This is a genomic window from Afifella sp. JA880 (assembly GCF_025379905.1).
In the GTDB taxonomy this organism is placed as follows: Bacteria; Pseudomonadota; Alphaproteobacteria; order Rhizobiales; family Afifellaceae; genus Afifella; species Afifella aestuarii.
The window spans coordinates 720,970-743,729 of sequence record NZ_JAOANH010000001.1; the positions used below are offsets into that span (position 1 = coordinate 720,970).

General features: G+C 62.8%; 19 protein-coding genes. 4 read left to right on the top strand and 15 right to left on the bottom strand.

The genetic code is table 11. The features are described 5' to 3' along the window. Positions 1 to 144: 144 nt before the first annotated feature. On the bottom strand, positions 145 to 1,587 hold the full coding sequence (locus tag NYQ83_RS03380; protein ID WP_261212436.1) for an APC family permease: 1,443 nt from the start codon (positions 1,585 to 1,587) through the stop codon (positions 145 to 147). A 149-nt stretch (positions 1,588 to 1,736) separates the two neighbouring features. On the opposite strand from NYQ83_RS03380, the gene NYQ83_RS03385 reads away from it, so the two are divergent. After that, positions 1,737 to 2,720, top strand: a complete 984-nt coding sequence (locus NYQ83_RS03385; RefSeq protein WP_261212438.1) for an AraC family transcriptional regulator — start codon at positions 1,737 to 1,739, stop codon at positions 2,718 to 2,720. Positions 2,721 to 2,801: 81 nt separating this feature from the next. On the opposite strand, the gene NYQ83_RS03390 is transcribed toward NYQ83_RS03385, so the two are convergent. After that, positions 2,802 to 4,127 carry an NAD(P)/FAD-dependent oxidoreductase gene (locus tag NYQ83_RS03390; protein ID WP_261212440.1) on the bottom strand — a complete coding sequence of 442 codons (1,326 nt, stop codon included), beginning with the start codon at positions 4,125 to 4,127 and terminating at the stop codon, positions 2,802 to 2,804. A gap of 221 nt (positions 4,128 to 4,348) precedes the next feature. On the opposite strand from NYQ83_RS03390, the gene NYQ83_RS03395 reads away from it, so the two are divergent. After that, positions 4,349 to 4,837, top strand: coding sequence for an Lrp/AsnC family transcriptional regulator (locus NYQ83_RS03395; protein WP_261212441.1), 489 nt, complete (start codon positions 4,349 to 4,351; stop codon positions 4,835 to 4,837). A gap of 25 nt (positions 4,838 to 4,862) precedes the next feature. Here the strand turns inward: NYQ83_RS03395 and NYQ83_RS03400 are convergent, their stop codons facing one another. The 9 genes from NYQ83_RS03400 to argE form a co-directional block, all read right to left on the bottom strand. Beyond that, complete coding sequence (locus tag NYQ83_RS03400; protein ID WP_261212442.1) at positions 4,863 to 6,524, bottom strand: ABC transporter ATP-binding protein; 1,662 nt, start codon at positions 6,522 to 6,524, stop codon at positions 4,863 to 4,865. Then, positions 6,524 to 7,369: an ABC transporter permease gene (locus tag NYQ83_RS03405; protein WP_261212444.1), complete on the bottom strand. Its 846-nt coding sequence runs from the start codon at positions 7,367 to 7,369 to the stop codon at positions 6,524 to 6,526. The genes NYQ83_RS03400 and NYQ83_RS03405 overlap by 1 nt, the downstream gene beginning before the upstream one ends. Next, positions 7,366 to 8,319, bottom strand: a complete 954-nt coding sequence (locus tag NYQ83_RS03410; protein ID WP_261212446.1) for an ABC transporter permease — start codon at positions 8,317 to 8,319, stop codon at positions 7,366 to 7,368. Before NYQ83_RS03410 ends, NYQ83_RS03405 begins: the two co-directional genes overlap by 4 nt. A 77-nt stretch (positions 8,320 to 8,396) precedes the next feature. Continuing rightward, positions 8,397 to 10,025: an ABC transporter substrate-binding protein gene (locus NYQ83_RS03415; protein WP_261212448.1), complete on the bottom strand. Its 1,629-nt coding sequence runs from the start codon at positions 10,023 to 10,025 to the stop codon at positions 8,397 to 8,399. Between the two features lie 61 nt (positions 10,026 to 10,086). After that, positions 10,087 to 10,794 carry an HAD-IA family hydrolase gene (locus tag NYQ83_RS03420; RefSeq protein ID WP_261212449.1) on the bottom strand — a complete coding sequence of 236 codons (708 nt, stop codon included), beginning with the start codon at positions 10,792 to 10,794 and terminating at the stop codon, positions 10,087 to 10,089. Between the two features lie 263 nt (positions 10,795 to 11,057). After that, the gene (locus tag NYQ83_RS03425) at positions 11,058 to 11,987 is read right to left on the bottom strand and encodes a 2-hydroxyacid dehydrogenase (RefSeq protein WP_261212451.1); all 930 of its coding nucleotides are present in this window, start codon (positions 11,985 to 11,987) and stop codon (positions 11,058 to 11,060) included. Between the two features lie 3 nt (positions 11,988 to 11,990). Beyond that, positions 11,991 to 13,370 (bottom strand): aspartate aminotransferase family protein, encoded by a 1,380-nt coding sequence (locus NYQ83_RS03430; protein ID WP_261212453.1) that lies wholly within the window; start codon positions 13,368 to 13,370, stop codon positions 11,991 to 11,993. A 17-nt stretch (positions 13,371 to 13,387) separates the two neighbouring features. Then, on the bottom strand, positions 13,388 to 14,224 hold the full coding sequence (locus NYQ83_RS03435) for a GNAT family N-acetyltransferase (RefSeq protein ID WP_261212455.1): 837 nt from the start codon (positions 14,222 to 14,224) through the stop codon (positions 13,388 to 13,390). A 158-nt stretch (positions 14,225 to 14,382) separates the two neighbouring features. Then, positions 14,383 to 15,531, bottom strand: coding sequence for an acetylornithine deacetylase (argE, locus tag NYQ83_RS03440; RefSeq protein WP_261212457.1), 1,149 nt, complete (start codon positions 15,529 to 15,531; stop codon positions 14,383 to 14,385). 231 nt (positions 15,532 to 15,762) lie between these two features. Here argE and NYQ83_RS03445 point away from each other — a divergent pair, with 231 nt between their 5' ends. Beyond that, positions 15,763 to 16,431, top strand: a complete 669-nt coding sequence (locus tag NYQ83_RS03445) for a haloacid dehalogenase type II (RefSeq protein WP_261212458.1) — start codon at positions 15,763 to 15,765, stop codon at positions 16,429 to 16,431. A 23-nt stretch (positions 16,432 to 16,454) separates the two neighbouring features. Then, positions 16,455 to 17,732: an NAD(P)/FAD-dependent oxidoreductase gene (locus NYQ83_RS03450; protein ID WP_261212459.1), complete on the top strand. Its 1,278-nt coding sequence runs from the start codon at positions 16,455 to 16,457 to the stop codon at positions 17,730 to 17,732. Positions 17,733 to 17,770: 38 nt separating this feature from the next. On the opposite strand, the gene NYQ83_RS03455 is transcribed toward NYQ83_RS03450, so the two are convergent. The 4 genes from NYQ83_RS03455 to NYQ83_RS03470 all read right to left on the bottom strand — a co-directional run bounded on the left by NYQ83_RS03455 (position 17,771) and on the right by NYQ83_RS03470 (position 22,752). After that, entirely contained in the window at positions 17,771 to 19,231 is a 1,461-nt protein-coding gene (locus NYQ83_RS03455) for an NAD-dependent succinate-semialdehyde dehydrogenase (protein ID WP_409976949.1), read from the bottom strand. Further along, positions 19,231 to 20,289, bottom strand: coding sequence for a tartrate dehydrogenase (locus NYQ83_RS03460; RefSeq protein ID WP_261212461.1), 1,059 nt, complete (start codon positions 20,287 to 20,289; stop codon positions 19,231 to 19,233). The genes NYQ83_RS03455 and NYQ83_RS03460 overlap by 1 nt, the downstream gene beginning before the upstream one ends. 25 nt (positions 20,290 to 20,314) lie before the next feature. Further along, positions 20,315 to 20,482 (bottom strand): hypothetical protein, encoded by a 168-nt coding sequence (locus NYQ83_RS03465; RefSeq protein WP_261212462.1) that lies wholly within the window; start codon positions 20,480 to 20,482, stop codon positions 20,315 to 20,317. Between the two features lie 275 nt (positions 20,483 to 20,757). Beyond that, entirely contained in the window at positions 20,758 to 22,752 is a 1,995-nt protein-coding gene (locus NYQ83_RS03470) for a hydantoinase B/oxoprolinase family protein (RefSeq protein ID WP_261212464.1), read from the bottom strand. Between the last annotated feature and the right edge of the window lie 8 nt (positions 22,753 to 22,760).

Here is a 22,760-nt window from a genome sequence, read left to right on the forward strand (position 1 = left end):
TTTGGTCCTTGTGTTCGGGCTCGCGTCGCGCAGGCGCCTGCGCACCGTGCGACTTGAAACGGTGATTGAAGGGAGAAAGGAAGAGGCGAAGGCCGGCAGGCACGGCGCTCCAATCATGGAACGCCTGCCGGCCTTCCGGGAGGGCTAGTCGAGCATGCGGCCGAGCCCGGCATAGAGATCGGGGCGCTTCGCCTTGATGCGATAGCCGAAGAGGATGCCACCCAGGCAAACGAGGACGATCGCATAGGGGAACGAGGCGACCACGGGACTGTCGCTGCCCGACAGCAGCGAGAGATTGTTGATCACCAGGGCAAGAGCTCCGAGCAATCCCACGAATGCAACGCTCGGTGCCACCAGCGTGGTCCAGCGGCCATGCTGGTCAGGATGGCGATGGAAATACAGGATGATCGCCACGGAAACCAAAGCCTGCACCGATAAGATGCCGATCACCGCGAGAGCGGACATCCAGGAGAAGACCACGGCATAGGGGTCGGCTCCCGAGACGACGAAGACGAGAAGGATGGCGGCCGCGCTCACACTTTGGACGACGCCGGCGATGTGCGGCGACAGATGCTTTTCATGCACCCGACCGAGGGCCCTCATCGCCAGCCCTTCCCGACCTAGAGCAAAGAAATAGCGGTTGAGCGTGTTGTGAAACGAGAGCACGCAGGCAAACAGGCTCGTGATCAGAAGGATGTTCATGGTCTCGCTGGCCCAGCGCCCGAGCACCGCATCCATGGCTGCGAAGAAGAAATTGTCGAGCCCGGCTTCGGCGACCGCCTGCACCTGCGAGGCGCCGTAATGCTGCACGATCGCCCAGGTCGAAAACGCGTAGAACAAGGTGATGAGAAGGACGGCGACATAAGTCGCCTTCGGGATCGTCGTCTCAGGGTTTTCAGCCTCTTCGCCGAAAATGGCTGTGGCCTCAAAGCCGATGAACGAGCCGATGACGAAGACGAGTGCCGCCCCCAGCCCCGGCGACAGGACGGTAGCGGGTGCGAACGAGGTCAAGCCGATGCCTTCCGGCCCGCCGCCTTGCAGGAGGATCCCGACATCGAGCAGCAGGAGAATAACGATCTCCGCCACCATGCAGACACCGAGGATCTTGCCCGAGAACGCGATGTTGCGCTGCCCGCAGAGATGGACCACCGCCAAGGCGGCGAACGACCAGACCCACCAGGGCATCTCGATGCCGTAAGGCGCGAGCCCCGCCGCAACGAAGACGCCGAAGAGCGCGTAGATGGCGATCTGCACGGCACTGTAGGTGATCAGCGCCATCAGGGCCGCGCCGACGCCCGTCGGCCGGCCGATGCCTTGAGAGATATACGCATAGAAAGCACCGGCCCCCTCCACATGGCGGCTCATTGCCGTGAACCCAACGGAGAAGACCAGGTACAACAGCCCCGCCAGAAGGTAGGCGCCGGGAACGCCCGCACCGTTGCCGAAAGCGAAAGCGACCGGTGAAGCTCCGACAACGGCGGTCAAAGGAGCGGCGGCTGCGACGACGAAGAATACGATATGGGCAAGCCCCACCGAATTCCTTGCCAGTCTCGGACTGGCGACAGGATTGGCGATTTCCAACGTCATATCACCCCTCATTGGAACTGCTATTCGCCAAAGCTACGAGGGGGAATTTGGTATCGATATTGCATGTTACGCCAATGAATCGATAATTCGCGCCGAGAGGGGGTTTGACGATTATGTCAACGGCAAATGCCCTACACTTAGACAGTCGCATGCCAGTGATTGCATCAATTCGCGCCTCCGCACTGGCGCCGATCATTCAAGAACTCGACAAGCGCACAGCCAAGACCGACGTTTTACTGGCGGGCCACGGTATATTGCGGGCTCAGCTCAACGATCCTTATGCTGTCGTCCCGATCGCCCGCTATCTCGCTGCCTTCGAAGAGGCTGCCGTCGTGGTTCGCGATCCTTTTCTCGGTGCTGAGCTCGGGGTGTCGATCAAGCCCGCGGATCTCGGGCCGATGGGCATGCTTTTCTCGATGACCTCGACCATCGAAGCCGCTTTCAAGCGCCTGTGCTGCTCGATGGCCGCGCTGCAGGGCGCCAGTCATTCGTCCGTCTCCTGCGAAGACGAGACACTGATATGGTCCTACGGAATCACCGACACGTCGCTCTCCCCGCGCAGGCAGGACAGCGAGTTCACCCTGGCGACGACCTGCCATCTCGTCAGGCAGTGCTTTTCAAGCAGCTGGCGGCCCCTCGAGGTGCACTTCGAGCACGGCGCACCGCGCGACCCGAAACCGCTGGAGCGCATCTTCCAGGCACCTGTCCTGTTCGGACAGTCGACCAACAGGCTGGTGATGGACCTTGCCGGCGCCCGCCGCGTCTATCGCAAAGAGGATCCCGCTCTCGCCAGCGTCCTGGAGCGGCATATCAACGATCTCTTCGTCGAAACCGTGGCTCCCACCACCTATTCCGAACGTGTCCTGGCGCTCATCGCCATCCATCTCGGTTTCACCAACATCACGCTCGCCACAATCTCCAGAGAGCTCGGAATTCCACCGAGGACACTTCAGCGCCGCCTCGCGGACGAAGGCACGTCCATCCGCAAATTGGTGCAGGACTACAGGAAGTCCCTTTTGCGCCGGCACAACGCGGCCCCTGGCGGAAATCGGTCACGGCTCGCGCAGGCGCTCGGCTATGCTGACAGCACGGCGCTGTGGCGCGCCGAAAAGCGGTGGGAGGACGGCGAGTAGGCGCATCCTCGGGGGATCTGCAGGCTCGGCTGAGGACTGACGGGCGGGGCCAGCCCGTCGCGCGGCAACCACAAACCTGTTTCAGAATTCGGCGACTTTCCCCCGGGCGCTGCGTCCGAAGCGCGACAGCGCATATTGCTTGTAATCGACGCTCGGTTCCGCTCCGGTGACGAGATCGGCGATGAGCTGCCCCGCCCCCGGTCCGATCCCGAAACCATGTCCGGAAAAACCGGCGGCCAGCAGAAACCCTCCCGGCCCCACATTCGGGTCGATCACCGGCACACCATCAGGTGTGCTGTCGACGTAGCCGGCCCAGCGTGCCTGCACGGGCACCTGTTTCAGGGCCGGCAGCAGCGTACGTGCCCGCGACAGGATTTTGTCCGTCGCCCGCGTGGAGGGTGCGGGATCGAGAATACGCATCCGCTCCATGGGCGTCGGCCGATCGAGTGACCAGCGCGCGATCGTCTCATGTCCGGCGCGCAACGCCGTGAGATCACCCGGCGACAAACTGCGCCAACGCTTGGCGAACATCGGCAGAAAGTACCGGGCGAAGCGCAGCTGCTGCAGAGTCGGATCCGTCTTCGCCATCCCCGACACCGCGAGCGTGTAGCCGCCATCTCCGCGTCGCGTCACGGTCACATCCGCCGTGTGCAATGCGTCGAGAAGCCCTTCCGCTCCCGGCTCAACGGAAAGAACGGAGGAGCGGATCGACGCCTGCGGAAACACCACGCCGAACTGCCGGCAGAACGAGGACGCCCAGGCGCCGCCTGCCATCACCACCTGTCGCGTCCGGATAGCGCCTTTTTCTGTCACAACCGCAGAGACGCGCCCGCCTTCTTTTTCGAGGCCTCGGGCGGCACAGGATTGATGAACCGTGCCTCCGAACCGCATGATGCCTTCGGCGATCATCGGTGCCGCGCGGGCGGGGTCAGCAATCCCGTCAGACGGAGAAAAGACGCCACCCTTCCACGATTTTCCAGTGATGGCGCCCCGCGACGTGGCCTCCTCTCGGCTGAGAGGATGGCTCGTTACGCCCATCGTCGCGGCAAAGCGGCACCATTCCGCCCAGCCTTCGATCTCCTTCTCGTCGTTTGAGAGATAAAGGAGGCCGGAGCGCCGGAACCCGAGACCCGGTCCGAGCTCCGCAACGAGCTCGTCCCACAGCTCCAGGCTCCTGGTCGCCAGCGGCAGTTCGCGTGCGTCACGGTTTTGCTGTCGGCACCAGCCCCAATTCCGGCTCGACTGCTCGGCGCCTATCATCCCCTTCTCCAGGAGAGCGACGCTGACGCCGCGCTTTGCGAGAAAATATGCCGCCGACACCCCGATGATCCCGCCTCCGATCACGACGACATCGGCGGCCGCCGGCAATTGCGGGGATGAGGGAACGCTCAGCAAAGGAACAGGCATGAATCTCTCCAATCGCTCCGAATCTAGCATCGAGACCGGTTCGGATCGGCAGCAATCTCCAGCTTCAGCAGCAGAAGATGCTTCGAAACATGCAGACGGCGGCAGCTTGTGTTTCAAGCATGCACGCGCAGGCTGGTTGTCAGAAAGCTCAACTCGGCGCAATCTGCCGGCATCTTATGCCGTGCACGCCGGAGGAGGTCCCCCTGCCCACCAATTCGCGCATGAAACTCGATATGATCGACGTGAAGATCCTCTGCGAGTTGCAGAAGAACGGGCGTATCACCAATGTCGAGCTCGCGGAGCTCGTCAATCTCTCGCCAAGCCCCTGCCTGACCCGCATGAAGAAGCTTCAGGCTTCCGGCTACATCACCGGCTATTCAGCGCAGATCGATGTGAGCAAGATCGGAGAGACGCTGACCGTCTTTACCGAGTTCACCCTGAAAAACCATCGACATACGGACTTTTCGCGCTTTCAGGCGACAATTGAGAAGATCGATTCGTGCGTGGAATGCCACCTCGTCTCGGGCGGTTACGACTATCTCGCCAAATTCGTGACGGCCGGCATCGTGCATTACCAGACGATCATGGAAAAGCTCATCGATGACGACATCGGCATCGACAAGTATTTCAGCTTCGTGGTGATCAAATCGCCCTTCATCAAGCCGCATCTACCGCTGATATCGCTGTTCCGCGACAAGCTTCACGCCTGAGGCAAGCCGCTGGCTGCAGCTTTGCTCAGCGTCCGGCGACGGCCTGCATCAGCTCGTTGTCCTGCTCAAGGCGGTCGAGCCAGTTGGTGTCGAGCTGTGGCACAGAGGATATCAAGAGACGGGAATAGGGATGCTCGGCACCTGACTTCATGCGGTTCGTCGGCATCTCCTCCACCTTCTCTCCCTGATACATCACCATGACCTCGTCGCAGATCGCTTCGACCGTCGACAGATCGTGGCTGATGAACATGTAGGAAAGGCCAAGCTCTCGCTGCAATTCATCGAGGAGCTTCAGGATGGCGGCCGCCACCACCGTATCCAGCGCCGAGGTGATCTCATCGCAGAGGATCAGCTCAGGTTTCGCCGCCAAGGCGCGCGCCAGGTTGACGCGCTGCTTCTGGCCGCCCGACAATTCGCTCGGCAGACGATGTTTCAAGGCGGCCGGCAGGCGCACCATATCGAGCAGCCGGTCGACCTCCGCCTCGCGCTGGCGCCCCCTCATGCCATGATAGAAGGTGAGCGGGCGGCCCAGAATTGCCCGCACAGGCCGATTGGGATTGAGAGCGGTATCGGCGAGCTGAAAGACGATCTGCATCTTGCGCAGCTCTTCACGGCTGCGCCCGCTCACACTTTTCGCAAGCTCCCGGCCCTCGAACGTCACGCTGCCTGAGGATTGCGGCAGAAGTCCCGAAATGACGCGCGCCAACGTCGACTTCCCGCTGCCGGATTCGCCGATAATCCCGAGGCTCTCACCTGCTGCCAGGCGGAAGGTCACGTCTTTGAGCGCGAGAAAGCCAGGCTGTCCATCGGAGCCGGTCGGTCCATATCCGGCGCTGAGGCTCTCCACCTCCAAGATGGCATCTCTCTGCGCCATATTGCGCAGATCGACTGGCGCGCGCTCGACGGGATGAAAGGCCGCGATAAGCTCTTTCGTATAGGCATGCTGCGGCGCGTGGACGATTTTCTCCGTCTCGGCCACTTCCTGCACTTCGCCGCCCTTCAGGACGACGATGCGGTCGGCGATCTGGGCGACGACGGCAAGATCGTGCGAGACATAGATCCCGGCCATATTCCGCTCGGCGATGACCGACTTGAAGGCGCGCAGAACTTCGATCTGCGTCGTCACGTCGAGAGCCGTCGTCGGCTCGTCGAACACCATCACCTCGGGATCGCCCATCAGGGCCATCGCCGCCGCCAGCCTCTGCAATTGTCCGCCCGACACCTGATGCGGATAGCGCGCGCCAATCATCTCCGGATTGGGCAGCGACAATGCCCGGAAGAGCTCGACGGCCTTGCGACGCGCATCCTCCGGCGGCATCAGTTGATGAATGCGGGAGACCTCCACCACCTGTTCCATGATGGTCTGGGAGGGATCGAAGGCCGCAGCTGCCGATTGCGGCACATAGGCGACCTGCTGCCCGCGCACATGCCGGCGCTCCGCCTCGCTCATCGCCACCATGTCTCGGCCGGCGACCACGACCTCGCCGCGGGTGATCCTGCAGCCCGGGCGCGTGTAACCCAGAAGCGTCAATGCGATCGTGGTTTTGCCGGAACCACTTTCGCCGATCAAAGCGACCACCTCACCCTCGGCCACCTCGATATCGACGCCTTTGATGATATCCACGACACGCCCGGAATCGGTCTTCGCGGCGACGGCAAGATCACGAATTTCGACGATATTGCCCATCAGGCGCTCCGATCGCGGATGCGGGTCGGCAGGTTGTCGATCAGCATGTTGACCGAGATGGTCAGGCTCGCAATGGCGATCGACGGAAAGATCACGGCAGGCGCACCGTATGGCAGGCCGGCGAGGTTTTCGCGTGCCAGGCCACCCCAATCGGCATTCGGCGGCTGCACGCCGAGGCCGAGGAAAGACAGGCCTGACAGAAGCAGCACGATGAAGACGAAGCGCAGGCCGAAATCCGCCAGCACTGGACCGATGATGTTGGGCAGGATTTCCTCCCGGATGATGTAGACGGTGCCCTCTCCCCGCGCCCGCGCGACCGTCACGAAATCCATCGTGTTGGTGTTGGCGGCAAGCGAACGGGCAAAGCGATAGCTCCCCGGCGCATAGATGAGCGCCAGCGTCATGATCAGCACAGGGATGGAGCTGCCGACGCCGGCAACGACCACAAGCCCGAACATGAGCGAGGGGATGGCGTTGAGCGCGTCGAGAAAGCGCGACAGCGCCGTGTCGAAGAAGCCGCCCACGACGGCGGCGATCATGCCGAGTGCAACGCCGACGAAACAGGCGAGCGACACCGCGGCGAAGGCGATGCCGACCGTATAGCGCGCACCCATCAAGATGCGCGAGAGGATATCCCGGCCGAGATAGTCGGTGCCGAGCCAGAATTTCTGCGACATCGGTCCGAAAAAATCGAAATCGACGATCTTGCCGACTGGATAAGGCACGAGGAGCGGCGCGCAGATTGCAATCACGATCCAAAACAGGACCACGATCGCGCCGATCGTTCCGACGGCATTGATGTGGAAGCCTGTGCGGCGGCGGGCGGCGGCGACGAGAGCTTTCACTGGCGCAGCCTCGGGTTGGAGGCAATGGCAATCACGTCCGCAATGAGGATCAAAAGAAGATAGCTCAGGCAGAACAGCATCGCACAGGTCTGGATGAGAGGAAGATCGCGGGTCGCAACGGCATCCACCATGAGCTTGGCGACGCCCGGATAGTTGAAGATCGTCTCCACGATGATGACGCCTCCGAGGAGATAGGAGAGCGACAGAGCCATGGCGTTCGCGATCGGACCGAGCGCGTTCGGCAGCGCATGTCTCATGACCATTCGTCGCCGGGTCGCGCCCTTGAGGAGCGCCATCTCGACATAGGGGGTGTTGATCGTATCGATCACGGCAGCGCGGGTCATGCGGATCATCTGCGCCGAGACGACAAAGCTCAAGGTGATCACCGGCATGGCATAGACCCGCAGAAGCTCACCCAGGCCGTGCACTTCATTGGCGAAGGAGAGCGCCGGCAGCCAGCCGAGATAGACAGCGAAAATCAGGACAGCGAGGGTCGCGACCATGAACTCCGGCACCGAGATCACGGTCACCGTGAAGACCGACACGAGGCGGTCATAGAACGAGCCGCGGAACATGGCCGCGGTCACACCGAGAAACAGCGACAGCGGCACCGAAAAGAGCGTGGTGACGGCTCCGAGCTTCAGCGAGTTCACGAGACGCCCGGAAATCAGGTCTGCCACGTCGCGGTTGTTGGCGTAGGACCGGCCGAAGTCGCCCGTCACAAGACCAGCAAGCCAGTGCAGGAAGCGCAGGACCGCGGGCTGGTCGAGATGCATCGCCTTGCGAAGCCCTGCAACCGCTTCTGGCGTCGCCGACTGCCCAAGAAGGATCTGTGCGACGTCGCCCGGCAAAAGCTCCGTGGCCGCGAAGACAGCAAACGCAACAATGACGAGGGAGACGAGCATAATCCCAATGCGGCGGATAATAAGACCGGCGATCGTGGAATTCATGCAGCTCTCTCTCCTCGTTCTTCGGGCGCGATAGGCCGAGCACCCAGGCTCGCAGGATGGCTCGGCCTTCAGCTCTCTCAGTCGTCGAGCCAGACATATTCGGCGAAGGCGTAACCCATCATGCCGCCTAGCGGATTGGGCTGCAGGCCCTTCAGTTTCGAAGACAGGGCATCGACATTGGAGATCCAGACAGGGATGATGGTACCGGCGTCTTCCGCCACCATCACCTGCATCTCGTCGTACATTTCCTTACGCTTGGCCTCATCGAGGGTGCCGCGTGCCTCCACCAGCATCTTGTCGAATTTTTCAGACTGGTAGCGGCTCTCGTTCCACGGCGCGTCGGAGGTGTAGAGGAGGGAGAAGAGAATATCCGGGGTCGGACGCGGATTGATGTTGCCGAAGTGTATGGGCGCCTTCAGCCAATAGTTCGACCAGTAACCGTCGGAGGGAACACGCTGCACATCGAAGGGCATGCCGATTTCCGACCCCGCCTGCTGCACCACCATCGCCATGTCGATCGACGAGGTGGCAGCCGTCGAAGCGACGATCGGGATCGACTGCCCGAGAACGCCGGCCTTTTCGAAGAGCTGCTTCGCCTTTTCCGGGTCGTAATCCTTCGGCTTCAGCTCTGCATTGTAATAGCGGTCATTCGGCGAAACCGGCTGATCGTTGGCGATAACAGCCAGATCGCGCATGACGGAACGCGCGATGACCTCGCGATTGACGAGGTATTTGAGGCCATCGACGAAATCCTTCTTGTCGCCTGGCGCCATGTCGAGGCGGACGTTGAGGTCGGTATAATTTCCTGACGTCGTCTTCGACAAAGTCACCGTATCGATCGTATCGAGGCGCCTGATCGAACGCGGATTGATTGAGGCAGCGAGCGCGATGTCACCCGACAGAAGCGCATTCACGCGTGCCGTTTCATCCGGGATCGCAATGAACTCGAGGGAATCGAGATAAGGAAGGTTCTCTTTCCAATAATCCTCGTTGCGGACGCCGACTGATCTAACCCCGGGCTCGAAGGTCTCGCATTTGAAAGCGCCGGTCCCGTTCGCCGTCGTGAAGTCGGTCGTGCCGTCGGCGAGGATCATGAAATGGTGCAGAGACAGAATGATCGGCAGGTCAGCGTTCGGCGAACGCAGCACCAGCTCCAGAACCCGGTCGTCCACCTTCTTGAAGGTCTCCATCTGCTGGGCCATGGCGTTCGCCTTGGAGCCGACGGATTCATCCTTATGGCGCTGGAGCGAATAGATGACGTCGTCGGTCGTCAGCGTCTTGCCGTCATGGAAGGTGATGTCCGGGCGAAGGGTGATCTTCCACGTCTTGGCGTCATCGGATTCGATGCTCTCTGCGAGCTCCATCTCGACGGAGCCCTTCTCGTCGAGAAAGGTCAGCCGATTGTAGAAGGAGCAGCAACGCACATAATCGGTGGAAAGAGAGGCTTTTGCGGGATCGAGTGTGTCGGCCGTCGAGGAGGACCAACCGGCGGCGGTGATCGATCCGCCCTTCTTCGGGGTCGCAGCAAAGGCCGTCGTCGCACGCGTCATGATGGCGCTTCCGGCCGCCATCGCCACGCCGCTCGCCGCAAGCAGACGCAAGAGATCGCGGCGTGAAGCGCCTCGTCGGATGGCCTCCTCCACCATCGCATCGTCGCGCCTCGTCCAATTCGTGACGTCCCAGTTCGTCCGGTCATTCTGGCTCATGCGTCGGTCCTTTCCGGTGACAAAGAGGTGGCATCCCGTCTTGGCGCGGTTTGAAACAGGTTCAGGGCTGGTCGACGGCCTCCGCCAATGCAGCCAGGGAAGTGAAGTGATAGTCCGGCTCGGTGAACCGCTCAGGGGCGATCGTGCCCCCGTAGCCTTTCCGGCCGTGACGGCGCTCGATCCAACAATTGGTGAGGCCTAGCTGCCGGGAGACACCGATATCGTGATACTGGCTTTGGGCGACATGCAGGATGTCGGCCTTCTCGATCCCCCCGCCCTTCAAATCGGCGAGCACCGCCTCGAAGAAGGCCGGGTCCGGTTTTTCGGTCCCTGTGTCGTCGACCGTGAAAGACTTGTGAAACGGCTTCCCAAGTTCGTCCGAGAAGCGCTCGAAGGCCCAGCGCTGCGCATTGGTCATGGCAACGAGCCGGAAGCGACGGCGCAATTTCGCAAGAGCTGCGCGGCTGTCGGAAAAGGCCGGCGCAGAGGCGACGGCTTCTACGACGCGGGCGCCATATTCCTCACCGCGCGGAAGATGCATCTTCGCGGCAATCTTGTCGTAGCAGCGAGCGACGTCGTCAGGGAAACGGCCGGCACCCGGATCGCGGCGGCTCTCACGGTAGATAGCGAGAGCCTCCTCGCCATCCAGCGTCGCACCTACGTCTGCCGCAAGGCTGGCGAGCCCGTTTTTGATGCCCGTTTCAAAGTCAATGAGCGTGCCCACGACATCGAAAGTCAGAACTTTGAAAGTCGCCAGCCTGCGGGTCACGCATTCCTCCGCCTTGAACGCCCACGAGAGACGCCGCCATCTCGCAGCATAATCTTCCGCGGCGTAGCACCGATGCACTCAACGTCGCCGGGCGATTGCTTGGTCAGAAATCAGCCCGGTTTTGTACTCCGTCGACTGTAATGTGCTTTCTTTCCAGGAATGCAGTCTCGCAGGACGACCCTTTATGAGGTTCCGAATGCGGCCGGCATCACAGCATAATCTGTCGATTTTTGAAGCAAGTCGGAATCTTGCTCACGCAATCGTCAATAGCCGCGCGCTTTGTCGACGAGCCCGGGGATCGGTCGGCCTTCCTCGTGTGCGCGCAGGCACTCAACTGCGGCCAAGGCCCCCTCTTCGAAATCCGTCATGGTGGCCACATGAGGCGTCAGAACGAGGCGCGGATGGCTCCAGAACGGGTGCTCGGCCGGCAAAGGCTCAGGCTCGGTCACATCGAGGAAAGCACCCTCGAGATGGCCGGTATCAAGTGCATCTAGAAGCGCATCATGATCGAGCTGCCGACCTCTCCCGGCATGCACAAGCGTGGCGCCTTTCGGCAGAGCCGCAAAGAGCTGCGCGTCGAGAACGCTCTCGGTCTCCTTCGTCAGCGGCAGAAGACATATGAGAATATCGGTCCCTGCCAGGAACGCCGGAAGCTCGCGCCGCCCAACGAAGGTCTGCACCCCGTCGAGCGCGCGGGGCGAGCGCCCCCAGCCGGCGAGTTTGAAACCAAAGGGACGAAGCGCCTCCAGCACGGCCGTTCCGAGCTGACCCAGCCCCATCACGCCGACGGTTTTCCGCCGCGCAAGATCGACACGGCCGGCGCTCCAGGTCTTGTCGCGCTGCTGGGCGATGTAACGCGGCAATTGCCGGTGCATCGCCAGAACACCGAGAACGACATAGTCGCGCATCATTTCGGCGATGCTCGGCGTGACCATGCGCGCGACCTTCACATGCTCCGGCAGAGCGCGAAAATCGAACTGGTCGACACCGGCACCGACCGAGAGGATCATCTCCAGGTTCGGATAGGTCTTCACCGGGTCGGCCGGAGCGTTCCAGGTCGCGATAAAACGGACCTTTGAGGGATCTTGGACCGCATCAAAGCCGTCGTAGAATTCCAGTTCCGGCAATTCCCGCCCGAAGATCGGTTTCCAGACCTCGGCGCGCTCTTTGTGCGAAAGATAAAGCAGCGCCATCGCTCAGACGCCCTTCATGGCCGCGCGCACATCCGCATCGGCCAGGGTTTCGTCGAGAACGCGGCGGGTGCGCTCCACGATTTCGTCGATCTCCTCATCGCTGCAGCAAAGTGGCGGCGCAAAGCCGATGACGCCCTGAGCGAAGGCACGAACGATCAGCCCGTTCTTGTAGGCCCGATCGAAGATGCGCTTTCCGGCTTCCGCCGCAGCAGGTAGCGGCGTCTTTGCCGACTTGTCGGTGACGAGTTCGATCGCAGCCAGCATTCCGCGGCCACGCACATCGCCGACAAGCGGGTGTTCTGCGAGGCTTTCAAGGCCCGCCATCAACCGCTTCCCGGCCCGCCGGCCATTCTCCAGAAGCCCCCCTTCGTAGAGCTTCAGGACTTCCAGGCCGACAGCCGCACTCACAGGATGGCCGGAATAGGTGTAGCCATGGCCGATCGCGGCCTCCCCTGCCCCATCGGCGATCGTCTGATAGACATGATCGGCCATGAAGACGGCACCGAGCGGCACATAGCCGGAGGTGAGACCCTTCGCGACCGTCATGAAGTCCGGCACCACGCCCTCTTCCAGGCAGGCAAAGAGCGGGCCCGTGCGACCGAAGCCGGTGATCACTTCGTCGGCGACGAAGAGAATGCCGAGTTCGCGGCAGGTATCCGCCATCGCCTTCACCCAGCCCGGAGGCGGCACCAGGACGCCACCCGAACCCTGGATCGGCTCAGCATAGAAGGCGGCGACGCGGTCTTTGCCGATCTCGTCAACTTTGGCCGTCAGCGCCGCGACCGAGGCGGCGATCACCGTCTCGGGATCGCGTCCGACCGGATTGCGGTAGAGGTAATGAGACGGGATCTTGTGCTGCCACTCGAAAGGCACGCCGAAGCCCGTGTGGAAGCCCTTGAGCGCCGTGAGGCCTGCGCCTGCGGTCGAAGAACCGTGAAAACCCTGCTCCAGCGAGATGAACTGATCCCGCTCCGGCGTGCCGCGCGCGTGGTTGTAGTAGCGGATGAAACGGATCGTACTATCGACCGCGTCCGATCCCCCAAGCGTGAAATACACATGGTCGAGATCACCCGGCGCCCTCTCGGCGAGCGCCTCGGCAAGCTTGATCGCCGGCTCGGAGCCCAGATCGAAATAGCCCGTCGCGTATGGCAGGCGGCGCATCTGTTCGGCCGCGGCCTCAACGATGCTCTCGTGTCCGTAGCCCGCATTCACGCACCACAGACCGGCAAAGCCGTCGAGAAGCCGATGTCCCTCTCGGTCCGTCAGCCACGCTCCCTTTGCGGAGGCCATGACACGTACCCCGTCCCGCTCATGCCCGCGAAAGGAGCTCAAAGGATGCACCAGGTGCTCGCGATCAGCCTCGAGCAATGAATTTGAAAGCATGTCGTTCTCCGGAAACGTCAGCCAAAGGCCTGAGAGACAAGGGCGAAAGTTTTTGGTTCTCCGTCGCGGATCGCGCGGGGCTCTTCGCCCCGCGCCATCGCCACACCGGATCCGGTCTCGGGGAGCCCGAGATCCGTGAGCCAGGACGAGAGACCGGTGTCGCGGCGCGTATCGATGCGCAGGAATTCTCCGGGGTGCCGCTCAATGAGGGCGAGGATCAGGTTCCTGGCCGCCTCGATATTTGTGGCAACGACGGGACCGATGACTCGGCCGCGCCCGAATGGGCGACAAATCCCGAAACCTGAGAGAGATCCCTTGTCGCGCAAGACGACGGCTTCGCCGCCGGCGGCAAAGAGCTGCCCGAGAAGCGCGCGGCGATCGCCCCCGTAGGCTGCTCGATCGAGGTCGATGATCGCGTCGAGATACTCGTCGCGCGCCACCTCGACGTCCGCCGAAGGCGCCGCGGAAGCAATCTTGCCCTGGTGTTGGACGATCCCGCCACGCTCTTCGAAGCCGAGCTTCTTGTAGAGCGGAAGACCATCCTCCGTCGCCACAAGGCGCAGATTCCGCGAGCCGGACGCCTCGATCGCGCCTTCCACGAGCCGGCGCCCCAGCCCCTGGCCGCGCAAAGAGCTGTCGACGATGATCATATCGATCGTTGCAAGATCCGTCCCGAAGGGTGTGGTGAAAGCCGTGCCGACGACGCGCCCGCCCTTCGTTGCGACGAAGCCTTGCGAGACCGCAGCGACCATCGCCCAGTCTTCGGTTCGGTGCGGCCAATTCTCGGCCTGCGACAGGCGGACGGCTGCCTCAAAATGCGGATCGGAAAACGGTTCAAGCAGAATGTCGGTCATCTCTCGCAACAGAATCCTTGGTTCTCGCAATTGGTAGCAGCACAGGAGAGAACGATGTGCCCGGCGCGCCCGTCACCGACGACACATCCGGCCGTCCCGCCGATCCGCTGCCGCAGCTTCTACCGAGCGAGCCGCATCCCTGGGCTCGCCGAGAGGTTTCAGAGAGCGCGCGCCATGTCCTCGGATATGCCCCCCGCCGTAAGCCTGCGTCCCAGCCGGAGCACCATTGCGCGGGCCTCGTTGAGCTCATCGACGGTGATATATTCTTCCGGCTTGTGCGCCCGGGAGATGTCGCCCGGCCCGCAGACGATGGACGGAACTCCGGCGGCTTGAAACAGACCGGCCTCCGTCCCGTAGCTCACGGCTTCGACCAGAGCATGCCCGGAGAGCTCCGCGGCAAGCGCGGCGAGCGGATGGTCCTCGTCCAACGACAGCGCGGGATAGCTCGCGATCACCTCAGCCTCGAGAGCCTCGCTCGCTTCGACCTCCGCAAGCGCACCCTGCAGCAATCCCAACGGATCGAGCCCTGGCACGGCCCGCGCCTCGATATCCGCCTCCGCATGGCTCGGGATGATATTGAGCGCCTCGCCTCCCGACACCACGCCGATCTGCAAGGTGCTGTAGGGCGGCGCGAAATGCGGATCTCTCGGGCCGCTCTCTTCCTGCTTCGCCGCCTCATCAGCGACCGCCTTCAAAGCGGGCAACAAGGCGTGGATGGCGTTCTGACCGAGATCTGGGCGGGAACTGTGGCCGGCGACGCCTTCCGCCCGGATGCGGAGCGCGGCCTTGCCCTTGTGACGCAGCACGGGCTCCAGGCCCGAAGGCTCGCCGACGATGCAGCCGAGAGGCGGAGCGCATAAAGTCGGCAGCTTTTCGATGAGATGCGGCACACCGCGGCAGCCCGCCTCCTCATCGTAAGAGAGTGCGATATGGATCGGCTGCTGCAGCTCCAACGCCGCCAGCTCCGGCACAGAGGAAAGCACGGCCGCCACGAAACCTTTCATGTCGACGGCGCCTCGACCGATGAGTCTGTCCTCCACATTGCGCAGGCGAAACGGGTCGGATGCCCATCCCGTCTCATTCGCCGGAACGACATCGATATGGCCGGAGAGAATATAGCCCGGGACGTTTTTTGGGCCGATCGTCGCGAAGAGGTTGAAGCGGTCGCCTTCCGGCCCGGAGATCACCGCAGAGGCGATATCGTAGCTGGCGAGATAGTCGCGGATATAGTCGATGAGTGCCCCGTTGCGCGTTCCTACGACGGAGCGGAAAGCGACAAGGGCAGAGAGCATACGTTCGGCGGACATCGGTGGGCCTTCCCCGGCAGGAGCGCAATAGGACGCCATCCTTTGGAAACGATCGCGCGTCGTAATCAAGACTGGCAGAAAAGGACCGGCAGCCCTTGCCGTGTGGACACCGGCATTCGGAAGAATCTGCTTTGCTTGCGGGGCGGACCACGAAAACGCGCGCGAAATCGCCGCTACGCTCACGTCAGGATAGCCCCCAACGCGCCGTTATCGTCGCAGTGAAGAAAGGCCATGCCCGTGTTCCGCCCGAAATACATCACCTTCGACTGCTATGGCACGCTCACCCATTTTCAGATGGCCGAGAGAGCCAAAGAAATCCTCGGAGAAAGGCTGTCGCCGGAAAAGCTCGCCACTTTCATCCGCAATTTCTCCGCCTACCGGCTCGACGAGATCATGGGCGACTGGAAGCCCTATGAAGAGGTGCTCGTCAGCGCCTACGAGCGCACCTGCAAACGCAATGACGTCGCTTTCGATCTGGCGGAGGCCCGCTCATTCTATGAAGCCGTGCCGACCTGGGGTCCGCATCCGGACGTGCCGGCCGGCCTTGCGAAGGTCGCCAAGGAATATCCTCTCGTCATCCTGTCAAACGCCATGAATTCTCAGATCATGTCGAATGTGGAGAAGCTCGGCGCGCCTTTCGCCCATGTCTTCACCGCCGAGCAGGCCAATGCTTACAAGCCGCGCTTCCAGGCCTTCGAATACATGTTCGATCAGCTCGGCTGCGGACCCGATGAGATCCTGCATTGCTCATCGTCTTTCCGCTACGACCTCATGTCGGCGTACGATCTCGGCATCGAGCACAAAGTCTGGGTGAACCGCGGCCACGAACCAGCAAATCCCTATTACGGCTACACCGAGATTGCCGACATTTCCGGTCTGCCGGCTGTGGTCGGCCTCTGAGCCGCGGCCCAGGACAAGCGACGATGCAGCTCAAATCCTATTGGCACGAAACGGCGCCGCGCTTCACCGGCGGCGCGCGAGGCCCTGTCGACGGTCGTTACGACGTCGCCGTCATCGGCGGAGGTTTTACCGGTCTGTCGGCTGCCCGAAGCCTTGCGAAGGCCGGGCTTTCCGTGGCCGTCCTTGAAGAGCGGCACGTCGGCTATGGCGGCTCGGGTCGCAACGGCGGCCATCTCAACAATGGCCTTGCCCACTCCTATCCGGCGGCAAAAGAAGAGCTCGGTGCGGACCGGGCCAAAGCCCTCTACCGCGCGTTCGACGATGCGATCGATACGATCGAGCGGATCGTCGCGGAGGAAAAGATCGATTGCAGCTTCCGCCGCGCGGGCAAGCTAAAGCTCGCCTCCAAGCCGGAACATCTCTCAGCGATCGCGAAGAACTTCGAGGCCGTGCACAACGAAGTCGATCCGGAAACCGCCCTCCTGGCGAAAGACGACCTTCGCGGCGAGATCGGCTCGGACGCCTTCCACGGTGCCATGCTCTTCAAGAAGAGCGCCATGATGCATATGGGCCGCTTCGTCCACGGCCTCGCAGAGGCCGCACACCGCCACGGAGCGATGATCTTCGAAGAGGCACCGGTCCGCGACCACACGAAGACCGCCTCCGGTCACCTGCTGACCACACCACGCGGGACGCTCGCGGCGGAGCGTGTTTTCCTTGCGACCGGTGCTTATACGACCGGGCCCTTCGGCTATTTCCGCCGCCGGGTCATCCCGGTCGGCAGCTTCGTCATCGCGACGCGTCCGCTCAGCCCGGGCGAGGCAGAGGCGGTCATGCCCGGCAACCGGACTTGCGTCACCTCGCGCAACATCGGCAATTACTTTCGCCTGTCGCCCGACAATCGCCTGATCTTCGGCGGTCGCGCCCGTTTCTCCGCCGTCTCGGATGCCACGTCAGACGAAAAGTCCGGTCGCATCCTGCGTGAGAACCTGGCGGAGGTTTTCCCCGACTTCGCCGATATCGACATCGATTATTGCTGGGGCGGCCTCGTCGGGATGACGAAGGACCGCTTCCCCCGTGCCGGCGAAGCCGATGGCGTCTATTATGCGATGGGCTATTCCGGCCATGGCGCCCAGCTCTCCACCCATCTCGGCGCCATCATGGCCGATGTGATTCTCGGTCGTGACGACCGCAATCCGATGAAGGGCCTCGACTGGCAGGCCGTGCCCGGCCATTTCGGCAAGCCCTGGTTCCTGCCGCTCGTCGGGCTCTACTACAGGGCTCTCGACCGGATCCAGTGACGGGAGCCTCATGCGAGGCTCCCGCTTCTCGAAGTTTTTCAGCCGAGACCGCCGATGTGAAAGGCCTTGGTCTCGAGATATTCCTCGATGCCGGCCTTTGCACCTTCACGCCCGAGGCCCGACTGTTTCACGCCGCCGAAAGGCGCGACCTCCGTCGAGATGAGGCCGGTGTTGAGCCCGACGATGCCGAAATCGAGCGCCTCGCCGACGCGGAATGTGCGGGCGAGATCGCGCGTGTAGAAATAGGCGGCAAGCCCGAACGGCGTTGCGTTGGCGGTCGCGACCGCTTCCTCCTCGCGCTCGAAGCGGAAAATTGGCGCGATCGGCCCAAACGTCTCCTCCGAGGCGAGCAGCATGTCCGTATTCGCCTCCGTCAGGACGAGAGGCGCGACGTATTGCGGGCCGTCCGGCAGCTCGACAGGATCGTGCGCACGCTTCGCACCCCGCGCGAGCGCGTCCTCCACGTGGCGTTCGATTTTCTCCAGTGCGGCGCGATTGATCATCGGACCGATATCGGTGCCCTCCTGAAGGCCCGACCCCACACGCATCGTCGCAACCCGCCGGGAGAGCTTTTCGACGAAGACGTCATGGACCCCCGCCTGAACGAGGATGCGGTTCGAACAGACGCAGGTCTGGCCGCCGTTCCTGAACTTGGAGGCGACAGCCCCCTCGACCGCGAGATCGAGATCAGCGTCGTCGAAGACGAGGAATGGGGCATTGCCACCGAGTTCGAGGCTCAGCCGCTTCACGGTCGGGGCCGACTGCGCCATCAGGAGCGACCCGATGCGAGTCGAACCGGTGAAGCTCAATTTCCGCACGATCTCGCTGCCGGTGAGCTCGCCGCCGATGTCCTTCGGCATGCCGGTGACGATGTTGATGACACCCGCCGGGATCCCCGCTTCCTCGGCCAGAACGCCGAGTGCCAGTGCCGAAAATGGCGTGAATTCGGACGGCTTCACCACCACGGTGCAGCCCGCTGCGAGCGCCGGCGCCACCTTGCGGGTGATCATGGCGTTCGGAAAATTCCAAGGCGTGATGATCGCGGCGACCCCGACCGGTTCCTTCAGCGCCAGGATGCGCCGATCCGGCGTCGGTGACGGAATCGTCTCGCCACCGATCCGGCGCGCTTCTTCCGCAAACCAGCGCACGAAGGAAGCACCGTAGCGGATCTCGCCCCGCGCTTCGGCAAGCGGCTTGCCCTGTTCGCGCGTCAGCAGCGTGGCGAGTTCCGTCTCATGCGCAAGCATCAGCCCGTACCAGGCAAGGAGCTTGTCGGCACGCTCCGCATGCGTCGTACGCCGCCAGGAAGCGAAGGCCTTCTCCGCCGCCTCGATCGCCCGCCGCGTCTCGGCCGCCCCCATATCCGGGACCGTGCCGATGACCGCGCCCGTCGCCGGATCGATCACCTCGATCGTGGCGCCCTGATCGGCTTCGACCCAAGCTCCGTCGATGAGCCCCGCCTGCCGCAAAAGGCTCGGAGAGATATTGCCGTCCATCATCATTCCTCGTTGATTGCCGTCAAAACGGCGTCCGTGATTGCGTCAGTCGTTTGGGCGCCCGGCCGAATGCCGAAGCCGCGAGCGGTCGCGGCCTCCATCGCCCTCAAAATGCGCGCCGATGCCTGCCCTTCGCCAAGGTGATCCAGCATCATCGCGGCCGACCAGATCGCCGCGAGAGGATTGGCAAGACCCTTCCCGGCAATGTCCGGGGCCGAACCGTGGACAGGCTCGAACATGGAGGGGGCGGAGCGCGTCGGATTGACGTTCGCCGAGGCGGCGAAGCCGAGACCGCCTTGGATCGCCGCACCCAGATCCGTGAGAATGTCTCCGAAGAGATTGGAGGCGACGACGACATCGAGCGTCTCAGGCGCCATCACCATGCGCGCCGCCATCGCATCGATATGGTAGGACGTCACCTCCACATCCGGATAATCGGCCGCGACGAGACGCGTGATCTCGTCCCAGAACACCATCGAGTGCTTCTGCGCGTTCGACTTCGTCACCGACGCGACACGCCCGCGCCTCCCCTTTGCCGCCTCGAACGCAAAGCGCAGGATGCGCTCCACGCCGGTGCGGGTGAAAATTGCCGTCTCCACCGCCACTTCGTCGGCCGTACCCTGATGCACGCGGCCACCGGCGCCCGAATATTCGCCTTCGGTATTTTCGCGGATGCACAGAATGTCGAAGGTCTCCGACTTGAGAGGCCCTTCCACGCCCGGCAAAAGCCGATGCGGACGAATGTTGGCATACTGATCGAAAGCCTTCCGGATCGGCAGGAGAAGGCCATGCAGCGACACGGAATCGGGGACGGTCGCAGGCCAGCCGACAGCGCCGAGCAGGATGGCATCGTGGCCACGCAGCGTCTCGATGCCGTCCTCCGGCATCATCCGCCCCGTCTCCAGGTAATAATTACAGGACCAGGGATAGGTCGTGGCAGTGAGAGCGAATCCGTCTCTCGCGGCTGCAGCCTCGGCAACCGCCCAGGCGGCTTTCGTCACGTCGGGCCCGATACCATCTCCCGGCACCAGAGCGATGTCGTAGGTCTTAGCTACGCTCATGTCATTTCCGTCCTTCAAAGGTCGATCAACACCGACATCGTCCGTCGGTGGGAAAGGCTTCGCGGCCGATATCCTTGCCGAGGCCGGAGCCCTTTGAGCCGCCGGTCGGCAGGATGTGATCCTGCGAGCGTTCATAGCGGTGGCCCCACACGGTTCCTGCGTGGAGTCGTGCCAGATCAAAACTCAGGGACATGGGAGGCCTCACGGAGACGGCAGGGGGCTGCGCGAAGCTAGCCGAGCCATGCCGACAGGACATGACGAAGTGTCGGCATGCTTGGCAGAATCCTCTGCAAGGAGGGCTGCGCGAAGCGGATAATGACGCGCATGCCAGCGAAAAGTGGAGAACCTGCCTCATTCGGCGTGAGAGAGGTCGGGGGTGTCTCGTCCTGTCCCCAGGGCGACCGCAGACTGGGGACCGCGCCTCGCTTGCCGTGCCCCGCCCCTCCGCCTCCTGCTAACCTCGCCCGCTCAAGCGGGCACCGCCTCCCGGATCTGAGGAAGTTCCTCGAGGAGCTCCTGATAAGCGCGCCGCACCAGTTCGGCACTGCCGTGGCCGGTGTCTGCGGCCTCTTCAAGCGCTCGGAAGATGCGATGCTTGATGAAGAAGCGCCATTCGACCGGCAGGGAGAACATGATCTCCGTCAGCGCGTCGTAAGCTTCGCGGGTCCACACCTTCTCATATTCCTCGCGCTCAGGGCCGAAGTCGAAAAAGGCGCTCCCGTCCGTTTCCGCGCGCATTTCACTGCGGCGTGTCTCGGTCGCGGCCTCGTCGACGGCACCGGCAACGAGGACGACCCCGTATTCCTCAAGAGCGAGTTTCTCCGACAGGAAGCCGCGTTCGACATCGCGCAGGACGCGGGCGGGCTCCCGCTCGAGAGGCGAGCCGCGCCCTCCCCCGCCGGGCGAGAAGATACGGAACACATCGCCCGGTTCGGCGATGACGAAATCCTGGTTGCCGAGGAAGGTTTCGTTGGGGGTGTCGGGATTGAGGATCGAATCCGAAGGCTTGCCGGCCTTGCCGCCGAGGATCCCCCAGGGACGGAAACGGCTGCGGTCGCGGTTGCGGATGGTGATGCGGGTGTGGGGCGAGAAAACCTTGAACTCGAGCATCGTGCCGAGCCCGCCGCGCCAGCGCCCGGCGCCACCGGAATTGGGCGCAAGCCGGTAGCGGATGATCTCGATCGGCACCTCCGCTTCGTTGATCTCCACCGGCGTGTTCTTGAGATAGGCGCCGTCCGCACCGGAGCCGTCCGTTCCATCGCGCGTCGGCATGCCACCCGAGCCGCCGACGATCGGATCGATCGCAGCGATGATGCGCCTCCCGGTCTTCGGCTCCGTCGTCATGACATTGACGATCGAACTCGATCCGGCCGGCGCCGCCGGCATCCGCTCCGGAATCGCCTGTGCGAACGCTCCAAAGATCAGACTGCGGAGCCGCCCGCAGGTCAGACTGCGCATGCCGACCGCTGCCGGGAAGACCGGATTGACGACGCTGCCCTCGGGCAAGATGCAGGTGAAAGGCCGGGTCAGACCGGCGTTCAACATCAGGTTCTGGTTGAGGCTGTAGAGGATGTAATAGACGCCGACGAGCATCAGCGTATGGCGCGGATTGCCGCCAGTCGGCACGTTCAACGACGAGGTGAGCTGGGTGTCGGTGCCGGTGAAATCGAGTTCCGCTTCGCCATCTGAAATCGTCAGCTTTAAGGCCAGCCGGCAGGGATAGCCGTTGAGCGAATCCTCGTCGCAATAATCGGAGAATTCATAGACCCCGTCCGGCATCGAACGCAGGATCTCGCGCGCCTGGCTTTCGCCGTAGTCGAGCATGTCGTGCATGCCCTGCGTCACCGCCTCCACGCCGAACTTGGCGACGATCTCGCGCACCTTCCGTTCGCCCGTGTTGAGCGCACCGACGAAGGCCTTGAGGTCCCCCCAGTTCTGCTCGGGCTGGCGAACATTGGTCATCATGATGTCGAGAAGCTCCTGGTTGAGGACCCCCTTGTCGTAGAGCTTGCAGGGCGGGAAGCGGATGCCTTCCTGGTGGATCTCGGTCAGCGTCCGCGACAGGCTGGCCGGGACGGCGCCGCCCATATCGGTGTTGTGGATGTGGCCGACAGCGAAGCAGACGAGCTTTCCGTCCACGATGATCGGCTTCCACATATGGATGTCGGGCGTGTGGGTGGCGAGAAAGCCGCTGTAGGGATCGTTCGTGAGGCAGACGTCGCCCTCGTTGTATTCGGCAATCCGCTCGATCCCCGGCCCGTAATCGAGCCCCGGATACCAGGTCGCACCGTAATCGAGGGGCACCGAAAAAGTCGTTCCTTCCGGCGTGACCAGCGCGATGGTGAAATCCTCCGTCTCCTTGACGAAGGCGGATTGAGCCGTGCGGTAGAGCGTGTAGGCCATGCTTTCCGAGGCGGCCCGGAAATGGTTGGCGAGGATCTGCAGGGTAGCCTTGTCGGTCATGTTTCTCT